We start from the raw sequence: 14942 nt of genomic DNA, 5'->3' as shown, positions 1-14942 counted from the left end.
GCGCCATCCGGCGCTCTATTGACGGCGCGGGTTTCTCCAACTTCGAAGAGGGTTTCATGTCCGCCTACAAGCTCCTGCTCCTGCCCGGCGACGGCATCGGTCCGGAAATTGCCGCCGAGGCCGAGAAGGTTCTGGCCTTCCTCGGTCAGGCGGGGGTTGCGAGCTTCGAGATCGAACGCGGCCTTGTCGGCGGCGCGGCCTATGACGCCCATGGCGTCGCCATCAGCGAGGGCCACATGGCGCTGGCGAAGGCGGCCGACGCCGTGCTCCTCGCCGCCGTCGGCGGTCCGAAATGGGACGGCGTGCCCTACGACGTGCGCCCGGAAGCCGGCCTGCTGCGCCTGCGCAAGGATCTCGGCCTCTTCGCCAATCTGCGTCCCGCGATCTGCTATCCGGCGCTCGCCGACGCCTCCTCGCTCAAGCGCGAGCTCGTCGACGGCCTCGACATCATGATCGTGCGCGAGCTCACGGGCGGCGTCTATTTCGGCGAGCCGAAAGAGATCGTCACGCTGGAGAACGGCGAGAAGCGCGCCGTCGACACGCAGGTTTACACGACCCACGAGATCGAGCGCATCGGCCGCGTCGCTTTCGAACTCGCGCGCAAGCGCCGCAACAAGGTGACGTCCTCCGAGAAGGCGAACGTCATGAAGTCAGGCTATCTGTGGCGCGAGGTGATCACGGCGCTGCACAAGCGCGAATATGCGGACGTGCAGCTCGAGCATATGCTCGCCGACGCGCTCGGCATGCAGCTCGTGCGCTGGCCCAAGCAGTTCGACGTGATCGTCACCGACAATCTCTTCGGCGACATGCTCTCCGACGAAGCCGCCATGCTCACCGGCTCGCTCGGCATGCTGCCTTCGGCTTCGCTCGGAGCGGCCGACACGAATGGCAAGCGCCACGCCATGTACGAGCCCTGCCACGGCTCCGCGCCGGACATCGCCGGGAAGGGCGTTGCGAACCCCATCGCCATGATCGGCTCGCTCGGCATGGCGCTGCGATATTCCTTCGATAATGCGAAGGCGGCGGACGCGATCGATACGGCCATCGCCGCCGTGCTCGCCAAGGGCCTGCGCACCGTCGACATCAAGGGCGACGCGCCGTCCTCCATCTCGACGAGCCAGATGGGCGACGCCATCGTCGCCGAACTGAAGAACACGCTGGGCTAGTGAAAAATCCCGGCGCGTCGCCACTCGGGCGGCGCGCCGCGATCAGAACGACATTTCAGGCGAAGCTCGCCGCAAGATCAGCGAGCGCCTTCTCGACCTTTGGGCCAAGCGCCTTCTCGCGCCCGCCGAAGAGATTTTTCGCTTTGTCGGCATAGCTGTTGCGGCCGGACAAGGCGCAGTCGACGACGGTCGCCGCGCCTTCCGGCCTCAGCGCAAAGGTGACGAAACTCTCTGATTTCGCGGGCCTCCCGGAGTCGAGCCGCAGCACGAGCAGCTCATCCGGCCGGCTCTCGACAATCGTCACTTCTCCCTCGCCGGCCCAGGCCGACAAGACATCCGCTTCATTGATCCGCCTGAAAATCCGTCTAGCGTCCGCGCCGATTTTCGCCGAGCGCCGCACGACATAGCGGTCCTGCTGCAAAACCAAGGCGGCGGCGAGAATCGCCATGCCGAAATAGAGGAGAACGAGACCCACGCCCCACATGCGGCAATCTCCTTCTGTCTCCTCATATTATAGAGCAGGATCGCGGGAATCGAGATCCCCGCGATCCTCAATGTCTGTCATGCGCCGCTTTCGCGACGCGGCGGGAGGGCGCGCGCAGCGTGCGGCCCGCGCCCTGCTTCAGCGCCGGCCCTTTTTCCCCGACGATTCGCCGAACTCCGCCCGGCAGCCCGGGCTCAGGGAGCGCATGTTTGCGCGCAGGCATTTTTCGACCGCGATCGCGTCCGGCACCTGCGCCTCACAGAAACGATAGGCGTCGTTCTCGCACGCCGCGCGTTGCTCGGCGGTTCCTTGAGCCATTGCGGGCGCAGCCGCGAAGAACGCCAGCAGAGCCGAGAGCCGGAAAAAGATGCGCATTCACACGTCCCTTCTAGGTTTGCGTTGATCAGAGACTTTTCCTGATCCGTGTCTTTCCCTGCGACCTGGGGAGCGGGTCGCGGACCGGCGCGATCATACGCGACCTGAGCGCGCGGACAATCCGATTTTGGCGCAATCCACGCAACTAACCTTGAACGCGAGCGTGTTCCGCTATGCGCCAGTACGCGCAAATTTTCCCCGAAAGGATGGTTTTCCCGACAAAAACAGTCGCTTCGCGAACATCAGCCGGCAGAAAGACGGTGCGCCGCCTCGCTTTGCCGCATCCGCCTTCCCGCGTTGAACGCCCGTTCAGTCTGTGATTGGCGACGATCTGACGCCGTCGCACGCCCCGCTCGAGTGTTCGTCAACTGACACGCCGCCTGAAAGCAGCGCGACGAATGTCGACCACTTCCGAATTGCGCGGCAACGCGAAAACAGCTTAATTCCGCGCCGCAGTTGCGATTTTTCCTCCAAGAAAACGAGAATGCGCATGAAGGGCGCCGACCTGCGTCTCTTTATCGAGCAGACGCCCATCGCGGCCGCAATGTTCGACCGGGAAATGCGCTATCTCGCCATGAGTCCGCGCTGGCTGTCGGAATATCCTGTCGACGGTCCGATGTTGGGCCTTTCGCATTATGAGCTGTTCCCGGAAATACCCGAAAGATGGAAGGAGGCGCATCGGCGCGGCCTTGCCGGCGAGACGCTGAGCGCGGCGGAGGATTGTTTCGTTCGCGCTGACGGCGGCGTCGTCTGGATGAGCTGGCAATTGCGTCCATGGTTCGAGGCCGATGGGACGATCGGGGGAATCGTCATTTTCGCGGAGGACGTCACGCCGCGAAAAAGGGCCGAGGAAGCCCTGCGTCTGAGCGAGGAGCGGCACCGTTACGCGATGCAGGCGACGCGGGAAGGCCTGTGGGACTGGAACATAAAGACCGGCGAGGCCTTCATCAGCCCATATTACTGCGCGATGCTCGGCTATGAAGAATCCGACTTCGCCCCGGATGTTGTCCGTCACTGGATAGAACTTCTCCATCCTGACGATCGGGATGCCACGCTGGCGCGCGTTGACGAATGGTTGTCCGAATCCGGCGCCTATTCCTGCGAATTCAGGCTCCGGACCAAGGACGGCAAATATCGCTGGATATTGAGCCGGGGCAAGGTCGTCGAACGGGACGAAGCGGGCGCGCCATCGCGCGCTGTCGGCGCGCATGTCGACATCACGGAACGCAAGCAGGCCGAAGCCGCCCTTATAGAAAGCGAACATCGCTTCCAGCAAATCGCGGATCATACGCCGGCGCTGATATGGATGTCGGGCGCGGAAAAGGGTTGCACATATTTCAACAGGACCTGGCTGAATTTTACCGGCCGCGCGCTCGAACAGCAATTGGGCGACGGCTGGACGGCGTGCGTTCACCCGAACGATCTAGACCGTTGTCTCGAAACCTACGGGTCGGCTTTCGACGCGCGCAAACCCTTCGAGATGGAATATCGATTGCGTCGCCACGATGGGGAATATCGCTGGGTTCTCGACGTCGGCGTTCCCCGCTTTACGCCGGAGGGGGAATTTCTCGGCTACATCGGTTCGGGCGTCGACGTGACGGAACGCAGGAATGCGGAAGAGGCGCTGCGCAAGCGCGAGGAAAGGCTGAGCCTCGCCCAGTCGTCGGCGCATATCGGAATTTGGGATTGGGATCTCGGCGCGAACGAAACATTCCTCAATAATGAATATTACGACCTCTATGGCCTGCCGCGAGGCGCGTCTCTCACATATGACGATTTCCTGTCACGAGTTCACCCGGAGGATCGCCAGCGTGTCGACTCGGAAATGCAGACCGCCCTGTCGGGCGGCGGACGCCTCGACTTCCAGTGCCGGATCGTACGTGCAGACGATTGCGAGACGCGCTGGATTGCGTCGAAAGGCATTGTGTTTTTCAACGCCGACGGCCATCCATTTCGCGCCATGGGCGCCGTTTACGACATTACGGAATTGAAAAAGATCGAGGAGGAGCTTCTCAGCGTCGACCGTCGCAAGGACGAATTTCTGGCGACGCTCGCCCATGAATTACGAAATCCTTTGGGCGCAATCAGCAATTCCGTCAATCTGCTGAACATCCTGACGTCCGAAACATCGTCCGCTGAAGAGAAGAAGCGCGCGTCGCTTGCAAGGATCAAGCGGCAGGTCAATCATCTCAAACGCATCGTCGACGATCTTCTCGAGATCACGCGCATCAAGCATGGCAAGATCGAACTGAAAAAAGAGCGCGTCGAACTGGGTGAAATCCTGTCGCAGGCGGTCGATCTTTGTCAGCCGCTCGTTCAGGAGAAAGGTCACCAACTGACCATCGAACTTCCGTCGCGGCCCCTGGAGGTCGACGGCGACCCTGTGCGTCTCGTGCAGATTTTCGGCAATCTTCTTAACAACGCGGTCAAATTCACGGATGCTGGCGGGCGTATCGACATCGCTGCGGCCCATGGCGAGAAGGAAGCAATCGTCCGCGTGCGCGACACTGGCGCCGGGCTGCCGCCCGAAACGCTCGGTTCGATTTTCGACATGTTCGCGCAGGTCAAAACCGGATCGCGCATTGCGTCGGGCGGCATCGGCGTGGGACTCGCGCTCTCCCGGGGCCTTATACTTTTGCATGGCGGGCGCATCGACGCGCACAGCGATGGGCCGGGACATGGCAGCGAATTTGTCGTCCGCCTTCCCCTGGCGAAGTGATAACATTATGTCGAACGCCCGATGGCGCATCCAATCCCGATTGACATTATGCGTGACTCGAATATGTTCGAAACATGGCGACGAGAGGGGCATTATCGTGGAGCGTGCGCCGCATGTTTTGTGCGGCGGTGGTCGCTTGCCTGCTCGTTCTTCAGGGACTACTGCCAATAAAGTCCTCGCTTGCGACGCCCGTTGAAGCAGATGTGTTCTTCGACGTTCACGGCGCCGCGATCACCCGCGTCATATGTCTCAACAATGCGGGTCAGGACGCTCCTGTTCACAAGCACGCCGACGATTCCGACTGCTGCCTTTCATGTTCGGCGAATGCGTCTGACGAATCCTGGCTTCTGACGGCGATCGTCGCGATCGTTGCGAGCTTTATGGGTAGCGGGCTCGGCGTTTCCCTCTATACGGGTTTTGCCGAGGTTTCCTCGCTTCTTACCGGAACAGGCTGGGGCAGCGTCTGGGCTGCTCGCGCGCCGCCGATCGGCTAAATAAGCCGCGCCAAACATCGGCCGCATCCTCGAGAGATGCGCTGCTGATCCAATAACGCTTCCAACAAATTCAAAAGCCTGATCGCATCGGCCATCCGGTCCGGCGCCAGAGATCTGCTGCGTCCTCACAGAACGGGGACGTCGGCCGATAGACGTGTCATGTCCAAACAAAGGAAAAGATGATGAAGACGCTAGTTTGTCCGACGCTTCTTGTTACTGCGCTCGTCTCTCAAGCGGCGATGACGCCGGCAGTGGCGCATGAATCCCGCACGCTGCCCGCCTCGAAGAAATCCATCGTTCTCACGGTCGGCTTCGCCGGCGAGCCTGCCTTCGAAGACACATTCAACGGCGTCGATGTCATTCTGAAAGCCGATGACGGCGAATGTCCGGCGAGCGCCTCGGCTTCCGCGACATCCGACGAGGCGGCGGGCGACACGCGCCACGCCAACCATCCTCACATTACCGCGCCGATCGACACCGCTGCGGGCGACACGGTCAGTCTCAAGGTGGCGGCGATTTACATGAACACCGCCACGAAGCCGACCGGGGCGGGCGGGAGCATTTTGCCTCCCGCAGCGGGCGTTCGCGCAAGCCGTGAGCTCACCATCGAATATCCGCTCAAGGCGAAGTTCAATACGCCCGGAACCTATCAAAGCTTCTTCAGGCCGACGAATCCCGGCCCGGGTACGGGCGCGAACAGCGGGGCTTACGCCTTTCGTGTCTGGGGCGCGGTGCGCGTAGTCGCAAAATCGTCGACGTCCTGCGGCGGGTCGCCGATCTCGATGCAAGCGCGGACGGCCACGATCAACAGCGTCTTCGTCTGCGGCCCCAACGGAACGATGTCGGCCGACGGCTCATACAACTGCATCAAGTCGATACAGCCCTTCCCGGGAAATGCGGCCGAGGGATACAAGCCCAGCACGAAGTTCTGATCACGAAGGCTGATCGCAGCGGGAACACGCCCGGACCGCGTTTGCCCGGATGATTGCGAAAGAACCACTCGGCGAGGGGCCGCGATCGGAGCCGATCGCGGCCTCTTTACGCCGGCAAGATGCGCCCGCTCGCCGGCGGATGACGGCCGTCGATGATGAAGGAGCGACGCCCGCTCCCCCAACGCTCCCGAAGATTTCAGGTAATTTTGAAGATCGTAAATTCAGATGGTGGGCGGCACAGGGATTGAACCTGTGACCCCTCCCGTGTGAAGGGAGTTATTAACAGTTTTCCGTGGGTTCCCTGAGTTTTCTATTGTTTTATAACACAATGAATTTGCGTCGCTTTCCGCAACGTTGTTCTTACCGGCCTTTTCCCGCCTATTCCTTTTATTCCTAATCTGTGGTGACTATTTGGTGACTCGTTTTTTAAGGGAGTGGTCACGGTGCCACGGCTCACCAAGCGCGTTGTTGATGACTCAAAGCCGAGATCGTCCGCATATTTCATATGGTGTAGCGACCTCCAGGGCTTCGGTTGCCGCGTCCACCCGACTGGCAAGCGGGTTTATTACGTCGACTACCGCAACGCCGGCGGCGCGAGAAAGCGCATGAAGATCGGCGACCACGGGAAGATCACAACTGACGAAGCGCGCAAGATGGCGTTGGCTACACTCGGCGGCGTCGTCAAAGGTGACGATCCCCTAACCGAGCGCACCACGCGGCGCGAATCGATCACTGTCAAGGAACTCTGCGCCGACTACATGGCCGCCGCTGAGAAAGGATTGATCTTCGGCAAGAAGCGCCGGCCGAAGAAGCCCTCGACGATTTCACAGGATCACGCGCGCATCGATCGTCACATCGTCCCCTTGCTGGGGAAAAAGCTCGTCAAAGAGCTGACGCGCGCCGACGTGGCGAAGTTCATTCGAGACGTGACGACCGGCAAGACAGCGCTCGACCTGCCTTCCGACAAACCACGCGGCCGAGTCATCGTTCGGGGCGGCGCTGGGACGGCGGCGCGGGCTGCAAATTTTCTCGGCGCGGTCCTGACATGGGCAGTTCACGAAGGGATAATCGATAGCAATCCCGCCCACGGCGTGAAGCGGCAGGCCGATCAGAAGCGGACCCGCAGGCTCACGCCAGACGAATACCGGGCGCTCGGCAATGCCCTGCGCCAGGCCGAAGATGAGATGGCGACATGGCAGGGCGTAGCCGGCGCCCGGCTGATTACTTTAACCGGTTGCCGTCTCGGAGAAATCGCAAAACTGCGCTGGTCAGAAGTCGACGAGGCCGCCGGCTGCTTTCGCTTGCAGGACACCAAGGAGGGCGCCTCCACGCGGCCAATGGGGCGCGCCGTGTTCGATATCCTGGCAGGCGTCGATCGGGTGGACGGCTCCCCATATGTGCTGCCGGCCGTTCGTGGGACGGGCGCTTACGGCGGACTGACGGGCTTCTTCGAGAAGGTCGCGGCGCGTGCAGGATTGCAAGGCGTCACGCCCCACACGATGCGACATTCGTTTGCCTCTACAGCGGCCGACCTCGGTTTTGCCGAGTCTACCATTGCCGCGATGCTTGGCCACGCGGCGGGGAGCGTAACCGCGCGATATGTCCACCATCTCGACGCCGTGCTGATTGCCGCCGCCGATCGTGTTGCGGCGCGCATCTCCGCCATGCTCGATGGCCGCGAGGCGGAGATTGTGAATATCGCGGACCGGAGGACCGAACCGGGACGCTGAGAGACGCGCGAGGCTAGGGCGACGGCCTGAAAGCGGATTTAGCCCATCCGTTGCCTCGCGCACCCCAAGGGCTTCGTGAGGGCTCACGATGAAGGATCAAGATTGGAATCTGGCCGGCGCGCTACAGGCGCTCGCATCCGACGCCGACCGGGCGGACTACGCGAGATTTGTCGAAAAATTCAAGGCGCAGCAAGCCGAATTGAGCCAGAAGCCGGGCGGCGCGACGAAAGACGACGTGAAGGCGATGTTTTCGGAATATGGCGACGCGATTCCGGGGAACTCTCACACCATCGTGAGTGCGAATCCGCTAGCTCGCGGCTTGCTTGCCGCGTTGCGGGACGGCGTCGCGATTGCACGCGGCCGCCTCGGCTCACTGACGGCGGCGAGAGAAATTATCGTGCGTGACAGGTGGGTCGGATCATGGAAATTCCGGCTCGCAACCAACGCGGCAGAAACAGAATCCTTGAAGATTTACGACCTGTCGATTGCACTCGACAGGCAAACTAAAACCGGCGAAGGGCAGCCGGATCGATCGGCCGTGGAGTCTTACTTGAAAGACAAAATAGACGAGGCGGGCGGGTTTTTATCTCAAAATAAATGTGCGGAAATTGTGCGGGAAAAGTTTTCCACAGTCTCTCGCGACGATGCTCGCGCCATCGCCAAGCAGTTGACAGGAAACACGAAACAGGGGCCTCGCGGGCCGCGCAAGTAATTGTGCGGCTAATTGTGCGGGATTTTTTTGCTCCCGCACATTTGCACATTTCGACAAGCAATAAAATTTGAGAAAAATAGGGAGCCTCTCCACCAATTAAGGAGTGGCAAATGGTCACGCAGCAATTTCTTCGCCGCAAGCAGGCCGGTGAATACCTCAAATCGAAATACGGTTTCGGCTCCGAAAAGACGCTCGCGAAGTTGGCGACCGTCGGCGGCGGTCCTTTGTTCCGCAGGGCCGGAAAGGCGGTCCTTTACGAAGTCGAAAGCCTAGACATTTGGGCGCTGCGGAAGATCAGCGCTCCGATGTCGTCGACGAGCGACCGGCCCGAGGCCGCCTGATTCATGGCGCCCTTAAAAATGAGAAAGCCGCCCCGGCGAGACGCTGGCGGCGACCTTCAAAAGGACTTGCTTCCCGGCGCGTCCGACGTGCGAAATACCAAACCAGAAGCCTCCGCGCAATCGGTCGCAGATCGTCGCCTTTATCGGCTCCGCCCCGTCTCGCGCGACCCGTCCGACGGCGAGCTGGTGGACCCTCGATACCCCGCGTGGTGGGCGACGATCGTTCGGCTTACGGACGGTCAGCGTCGCGTCATCTTCAGGTATGGCCGCTGGTCCGCCGGGGCGCCCCGCGACCGGGACAGCGTGCTGCATTCCATCTGGGTGGAAGGCGACCGAGCGGCGGCGCGGTCGCCTGACGATCCGGGATGGCTCTTGGACTTTTTGCGCGGCATCGTCTTGCCGGCGAGGCCATGCCGATGATCGAACCCGCCAACACTCGCCCCTGGCGTCGCCAGCCGTCGCCGCCTCCCGCCCCCACTGGCGACGCCCCGTCGCCGCTCGCTGTCGCGCTCGACTACATCGAGCGGGGCTGGTCGCCGATCCCGATTGGTTTCCGATCGAAAGCGCCATCACTCCCCGGCTGGACGGACCTCCGGATCAGCGCCGACGAGGCGTCACGCTATTTTAACGGCGCGCCGGCCANCTTCGGAGTTGTATTAGGCCAAAACTCATCGGGCCTGAGCGACGTTGACCTTGACTGTCCCGAGGCCATCGCGGCCGCGCCGTATTTCCTTCCAAAAACCGCAGCGATCTTCGGCCGCGAGACGGCGCGCGCGTCGCACTGGTTGTATTACACTAATGCAGCTAGTGTAAATCTGCCCGGCAATCTCGCCTTTGACGATCCGATCGCCAAGGAGGGTGGCGCGAAAGCCCGCCTTGTCGATTTGCGGCTTGGGCCGAAAGTCCAGACGGTTTTTCCGGGCTCGACTCATGAGAGCGGCGAGCCGATCGCTTGGGAGCCCGGCTGTGACGGCGAGCCGGCGCGCGTCGAATGCGACGACCTTTTTCGTCGCGTCGAGCGCCTCGCCGCATGCAGCTTGTTGGCGCGGCATTGGCCCGCGCATGGCGCGCGCCATGATGCGCGCCTCGCCGTCGCTGGCGTCCTAGTCCGCGCCGGATTTTCGGAGAGCGAGAGCAAACTTTTTGCCGAGGCGCTCGCCCGCGCTGTCGGCGACGAAGATGCGAGAGACTTCGCGGCGGCGATCCGAAGCACGTATGCGCGGGCGAGCTCGGGCGAAAAATTCTCGGGTTTGCCGAGGGCGTGTGACGTGTTCGGCGACGCGATCGGGCGCGCCGTGGCGGATTGGCTTCGTCTCGACGAGAGCGGCGCCGACTTCGGATCGACAGGGCATCTCGGGCCGAAACCGCGCGCGACGATCGTCCAGGACGGCGTGACAGCGGACGCCGAGACAGGCGAGATTTTGTCGCAGCCGGCGGACCCGCTAGCGGGCGTCTGCTTCGATGGCGCCACGAAGCTCGAGCCGCCGCCGCAGCTCGTGAAACGGTTGCTTCCGCTCCGTGGCGTGACCTTCCTCGGCGGACAAAGCGGCGCCGGAAAAACTTTCATCGCCGTTGACCTTGCCACGTCGCTCGGCAGCGGAGAGCCGTTTTTCGGACACAAGGTCGCCGAGCGCGTCGGCGTAGTCTTTCTCGCGGCCGAGGGTGCGGCGACGCTGGCGGCGCGTATTCACGTCGCGCGCCAACAGAAGACGACCGGCGAGCCGCTTCCGATCGCGTGGATTGATGGTGTCGGCAACCTGTCTGACTCGCGCGACCTCAACGCCGCCATTGCCAAACTGCGCGCCGTCGCCGAGCGCATGAACGCGGACCATGGCGTGAGACTGGGCGCCGTCGTTATCGACACGCTCGGCGCGGCCTTCGCGATGCAGGACGAGAACGCCTCAGCGGAGGCAAATCGCATCATCGCCGCGATGAGGCGCATCGGCGACGCCGTCGGCGCCGTGGTCATTCCGGTTCACCACTTCGGCAAGGCGACCGACACCGGCTTGCGCGGCGCGTCGGCATGGCGCGGCGGCGCGGACGCTATCCTGTCCGTTTTGGCAAACCGCAACGAAGTTACCGGCAAGGTCTCGGATCGGCGCCTGGCGCTGGCGAAATCGCGCGTCGGCGAAGAGGGCGAAATTTCGGCCTTCGAGCTGCGCTTCGTGGAGCTGGGCGCCGACGAAGACGGCGAGCCGTATGGCGCCTGCTACGTGGAGCCGACGCAAGCCGCGGATCGCGTCGAAACCGCGCCGCGCATGACCCGGCCGGCGCGAGCGTATCTCTCGGCCCTGCAAATCGCAGTTGGCGACAAGGGAGAGACGACACGGCCGTTCGGCATGGATGGACCGGAAGTGCGCGCCGCAGAGCGCGAGGACGTTCGGCGTGAATTTTACGCGGCGTGGCCCGCCGACGGCGACACGGTCGAAAAGCAGCAAGCCGCAAAGCAAAAGGCATTTCGGCGCGGCGAGGCTGAATTGTTGACCGGCCATGCGATCGCAGTCCGCGACGACGGCGCCCGCACTCTCGTCTGGCAGGTCTCAGACGATGAATAGACCCCACGGACACGGACAAAGCACCCGGACAAGGACGCACCCCTTATGGGGTGCTGTCCGGTCTGTCCGGCTAATTGCTCGCGACAAAACGGACAAATGTCCGGCTTGTCCGGCTTGTCCGGCAAAAACAGAAAAAGGAGCCGCACATGAGTTGCCAAGCTGAAGTTATCGCATTCGTCCACTCCGCCGCCCGGATCGAGGCCCGCTTCGACGGGAGGCCTTTCGCCAAACTCGTGGCGCGGGAGAAGCAGGGGCGGAGCTGGAACGTCGTCGCGGTCGAAGACGCGGTGCGCGCCGCCGCCATGGCCCTACGACCTGGCCAGCGCGTCCGCGTCGTCGGCGTCCCGAGCTTCCGTATCGACGACAGCTCTCACAGTCCGCGCCTTCGCCTCGACCTTCGCGCCGACCGCATCGAGGTGCTCGGATGACCCGCCGGCCGCCGCTCACACGCGACCTCACCGCGAGCCTCGCATTCAGGCTCGCCGTCGTCGAGCGCGTCGTCGCCCATCTCCCGTCGGACGCGGGCAACGCACTAATCGTCGCCCGGGCGCGACAGTTTGCCCGCGAGCTGCTCGCGACCTTCGCGCAGCCCGACCCCGACACGATGCTCGAGTTGCAAAAGGCCGTCATGACCGTCGTCGAGGAGGAAATGAGATGACGCTTTCCGAACTCGCCGCGCGCGTGGAGCGCCTCTCCCCGTCTCGCCGCGATCCGCATTCCCTTTTCGAGGAGCGCGCCGAAATCGCTCACACCCTTCGCCAGATCGCCAGAAACGCCCCGCTCATGCGCGAAACGCGAGCGCCAGCTACCATGCTAGCTCCGGGGTGGAAAAACGCGCCAGCTGCCCCCTGTGGCCCGCAGAGAGGAAAGGCACGATGACCGCCGATGAACTTCGCGAGCTGTCCCGCCTGGCGGCGCAGCTCGCCGACGAACTCGAAGCGAGGGAAAAGTCTTCCGCGAAGCCGGATCGCACGCTCTCAACTAACGAGGCCTCGAGGATCGCTAAACGATCGTTCTCATCACTCTACCGCGACGCACGTCAGCACGGTTTCGGATGGAAACTACCGACCGGTAGTTGGCAGTTTTCGGAACGAGGCTTGCGTGCGTTTCTTAGAAAAAAATCCGGCGTTGGCGAATTTGGCGAATTTGGCGAGCGCGACGGGGTTTTCTTGGCGATGGAGTCGGCGCAAGTTGATGTGAACTAACGAGGCCCACATGAACTTTCTCAACCCCTTCCGCACCGAGTCCGCCGAAGTCCGCGAGCCCGGCAAGGGCTCCAATCCGACATTCGTCGCCGATCCGATCGACCGCCTTCCTCCTCCCGCCGCAGACAAGCTCCGATCAATCCGGCGTGAGGCGTCCGACGCGCACGCGGTGTTGCGACCTTTGCAAGACGAGCTGACCGAATTGCGCGAAAAGCGCCAGCGCTCTGAAGTGTGGATCGGCTCTTACATTAACGGGCGCCATGATGGTCGCGCACATCGCGAAGACGACCCCGCGATCGTCCGCGAACGCGAAAAAATCGCGAAACTGACAGCGGAAATCGATCGCTTGCAGGCCGCGTATGACGAGCGCGCGGCGAAATGGCGTCACCTCGCCGCCGTGCGCGAGACCCTCGAAAGTTATATCAAGCGCCTGAGCGACCCGGTCGAGGCAGCTCCGCCTGTTGCCGCGACGCTCGGCAAGGGCGAGACTCATCAGCAGGCGGTCGCGCGCGTGCGCAAGCAATTGGAAAAATTGCGCGAGGACGCGCAGGCGGTCGCCGACGCACCTATTCATTCGAGCGTCGCAAAACAGATGGCGCGGACAAAAATCGAAGCCCTCGCCGAGCGCGGCCGGCCGAACACGCTTATCTCGATCGAAGCTGGCCGACCGTTCGAATTTCCCACTGTCATCGCGGGCGGCGGCGCCGTCGCAGTCGAGGGGAAGATGGTCTCCCTGCCGTTTCATCGCGTCACAGACACTGAGTCGATGTTTTGTTGGCTGCACCGCGACTCGCTCATCGCCGCGATCGAACGCGAGATTGACGAAAATTCCGACGACGCATCGGCGCTTTCGCCCGAGACCCGCGCGAAGAAAACCGCGCAGTGCAAATCCGCAATTCTCGCCGCCGAGCGCGACGAGGAATCGTTGATCGCGGCGGCGCAGGAAGCCGGTCTCACAATCCATCGCCGCCCCGAATGCGATCCTCGCGCGGTTTTGGGCCTCGCCGACGCCGCGCCGGCGCCGCGCAACTGATCACAATAGGAGATGAAAATGAGCAAACTTTACGACGGCGAAGAACTCGAACGTCAACGCGCACTCGGTCGCGCCGAGGGATTGCAGCAAGCGCACGACGACGGGTCATTTGACCAGGGCTTTCTCGACGGAAAATTGACGGGGCTCGCGGAGGGCCGCGAGGCCGGCTACGCCGAAGGCCTGGTGCTTGGGGCGCAGGAAGAGCGCGCCCGCCTAACCGCAATCCTGACGAGCGACGCCGCACACGGACGAGAGGCAGCGGCGCGGCACCTCGCCTTCGAGACGGAGATGAGCGCCGAACAGGCCATCGGCGCCCTGCGCACGATGGTGTCGTCGTCTTCGATCGGGGCCCGCCAAGCCGGGGCTATTATCTCGCACGGACGCTAACAGAGGATTCGCCACGGACTTAGATCACCCGTGGCGAAGGCGGCGGCCGGGGCGCGCTCATCCCAGCCGCCGCCGAACAAGCATTGCCTTTGCCATTGCAAGCATATGCTGAGCCATTCCGCAACCAGCATCGGCTAAGTGATTGAAAAGATTGACTAAGGTTCCTTTTGCAGTGCAGCGAGGCGGACGCGGGCGGCGACCCCGATCGTTGATTATATTCGATTTTTTGATTTTTCCGGTTCCGTTCCGGTCTAGTCTATCGAAAAGGTCGATAAAACAATGGGGATTGCCCGATGACGACACGAAAAAGAGGGGCGACGGGACCGGCGGAACGGGCCATTCAGACGATCCATAGCCGCACGCTCGTCACAATTCGGAACGCCGCCGATTTGCTTGGCGTGACGGACAGGTGGGTGCGCCAGCTATGCACGGATGGCCGCGTGACGAAGGAGGGGCCCGGCGTTGTCCCGATCGGCGAAGTGATTGCCGCCTATACCGAGAATTTGAAGACCGAGTCGAAGAAGACGTCGAAATCTGAAGCGGCCGCCGAAGTCCAAAGAGCACGCGCCGAAGAAATCCGCCTCCGCGTCGCCATCAAACAAGGCGAGCTCATCCCTATGACGGAAATCGAGCCTGTCTTTTCCGACATCCTTGGCTCGCTTCGCTCCCGGCTGGCGGGCGTCCCGGCGGCGTGCACACGCGATCTGAACTTGCGAGAGACGATCGAGGCGCGACTCGAGGAAGCGCTCGACGAAGCGCGCGAAGATTTTGAGCGGCGCGCGGACGAATTGGCGCCTTAGACCAGGTGA

At 62.5% G+C, this 14942-nt stretch carries 16 protein-coding genes and 1 tRNA gene; 14 read left to right on the top strand and 3 right to left on the bottom strand.

Going from position 1 to position 14942, the window contains the following annotated elements:
• Positions 1 to 56: 56 nt before the first annotated feature.
• Positions 57 to 1166 carry a 3-isopropylmalate dehydrogenase gene (gene leuB / locus MET49242_RS20155; protein ID WP_036288909.1) on the top strand — a complete coding sequence of 370 codons (1110 nt, stop codon included), beginning with the start codon at positions 57 to 59 and terminating at the stop codon, positions 1164 to 1166.
• Between the two features lie 55 nt (positions 1167 to 1221).
• On the opposite strand, the gene MET49242_RS20150 is transcribed toward leuB, so the two are convergent.
• On the bottom strand, positions 1222 to 1650 hold the full coding sequence (locus MET49242_RS20150; RefSeq protein ID WP_036285642.1) for a hypothetical protein: 429 nt from the start codon (positions 1648 to 1650) through the stop codon (positions 1222 to 1224).
• A 138-nt stretch (positions 1651 to 1788) separates the two neighbouring features.
• Positions 1789 to 2025: a hypothetical protein gene (locus MET49242_RS20145; protein WP_036285640.1), complete on the bottom strand. Its 237-nt coding sequence runs from the start codon at positions 2023 to 2025 to the stop codon at positions 1789 to 1791.
• Positions 2026 to 2515: 490 nt separating this feature from the next.
• On the opposite strand from MET49242_RS20145, the gene MET49242_RS20135 reads away from it, so the two are divergent.
• The 3 genes from MET49242_RS20135 to MET49242_RS20125 all read left to right on the top strand — a co-directional run bounded on the left by MET49242_RS20135 (position 2516) and on the right by MET49242_RS20125 (position 6170).
• Complete coding sequence (locus MET49242_RS20135; RefSeq protein ID WP_036285637.1) at positions 2516 to 4744, top strand: PAS domain-containing protein; 2229 nt, start codon at positions 2516 to 2518, stop codon at positions 4742 to 4744.
• Between the two features lie 74 nt (positions 4745 to 4818).
• A complete protein-coding gene (locus tag MET49242_RS20130) occupies positions 4819 to 5238 on the top strand; it encodes a hypothetical protein (protein ID WP_144259724.1) in 420 nt (139 codons plus the stop codon).
• A 182-nt stretch (positions 5239 to 5420) separates the two neighbouring features.
• Entirely contained in the window at positions 5421 to 6170 is a 750-nt protein-coding gene (locus MET49242_RS20125; RefSeq protein WP_144259723.1) for a hypothetical protein, read from the top strand.
• Between the two features lie 226 nt (positions 6171 to 6396).
• Here the strand turns inward: MET49242_RS20125 and MET49242_RS25355 are convergent.
• Positions 6397 to 6472: transfer RNA gene (locus tag MET49242_RS25355), tRNA-Leu, on the bottom strand.
• Between the two features lie 132 nt (positions 6473 to 6604).
• Here MET49242_RS25355 and MET49242_RS20120 point away from each other — a divergent pair.
• The 10 genes from MET49242_RS20120 (at position 6605) to MET49242_RS20070 (ending at position 14933) form a co-directional block, all read left to right on the top strand.
• On the top strand, positions 6605 to 7900 hold the full coding sequence (locus MET49242_RS20120; RefSeq protein WP_371212535.1) for a tyrosine-type recombinase/integrase: 1296 nt from the start codon (positions 6605 to 6607) through the stop codon (positions 7898 to 7900).
• Positions 7901 to 7988: 88 nt separating this feature from the next.
• A complete protein-coding gene (locus MET49242_RS20115; protein ID WP_036285633.1) occupies positions 7989 to 8612 on the top strand; it encodes a hypothetical protein in 624 nt (207 codons plus the stop codon).
• A 110-nt stretch (positions 8613 to 8722) separates the two neighbouring features.
• Positions 8723 to 8953, top strand: coding sequence for a hypothetical protein (locus tag MET49242_RS20110; protein ID WP_036285631.1), 231 nt, complete (start codon positions 8723 to 8725; stop codon positions 8951 to 8953).
• Between the two features lie 365 nt (positions 8954 to 9318).
• Positions 9319 to 11508: an AAA family ATPase gene (locus MET49242_RS20100; RefSeq protein WP_084679239.1), complete on the top strand. Its 2190-nt coding sequence runs from the start codon at positions 9319 to 9321 to the stop codon at positions 11506 to 11508.
• Positions 11509 to 11654: 146 nt separating this feature from the next.
• Positions 11655 to 11936 carry a hypothetical protein gene (locus MET49242_RS20095; protein WP_036285624.1) on the top strand — a complete coding sequence of 94 codons (282 nt, stop codon included), beginning with the start codon at positions 11655 to 11657 and terminating at the stop codon, positions 11934 to 11936.
• Positions 11933 to 12166, top strand: coding sequence for a hypothetical protein (locus MET49242_RS20090; RefSeq protein WP_036285622.1), 234 nt, complete (start codon positions 11933 to 11935; stop codon positions 12164 to 12166). Before MET49242_RS20095 ends, MET49242_RS20090 begins: the two co-directional genes overlap by 4 nt.
• A gap of 217 nt (positions 12167 to 12383) precedes the next feature.
• On the top strand, positions 12384 to 12713 hold the full coding sequence (locus tag MET49242_RS20085; RefSeq protein WP_144259722.1) for a hypothetical protein: 330 nt from the start codon (positions 12384 to 12386) through the stop codon (positions 12711 to 12713).
• 10 nt (positions 12714 to 12723) lie between these two features.
• Positions 12724 to 13746, top strand: coding sequence for a hypothetical protein (locus MET49242_RS20080; protein ID WP_036285620.1), 1023 nt, complete (start codon positions 12724 to 12726; stop codon positions 13744 to 13746).
• Between the two features lie 18 nt (positions 13747 to 13764).
• Entirely contained in the window at positions 13765 to 14133 is a 369-nt protein-coding gene (locus MET49242_RS20075) for a hypothetical protein (RefSeq protein WP_144259721.1), read from the top strand.
• A gap of 293 nt (positions 14134 to 14426) precedes the next feature.
• Entirely contained in the window at positions 14427 to 14933 is a 507-nt protein-coding gene (locus MET49242_RS20070; RefSeq protein ID WP_036285618.1) for a hypothetical protein, read from the top strand.
• Positions 14934 to 14942 lie beyond the last annotated feature (9 nt).

The sequence above is a fragment of the Methylocystis sp. ATCC 49242 genome, assembly GCF_000188155.2.
Lineage (GTDB): Bacteria > Pseudomonadota > Alphaproteobacteria > Rhizobiales > Beijerinckiaceae > Methylocystis.
This window is presented reverse-complemented; position numbering and strand designations above follow the sequence as displayed.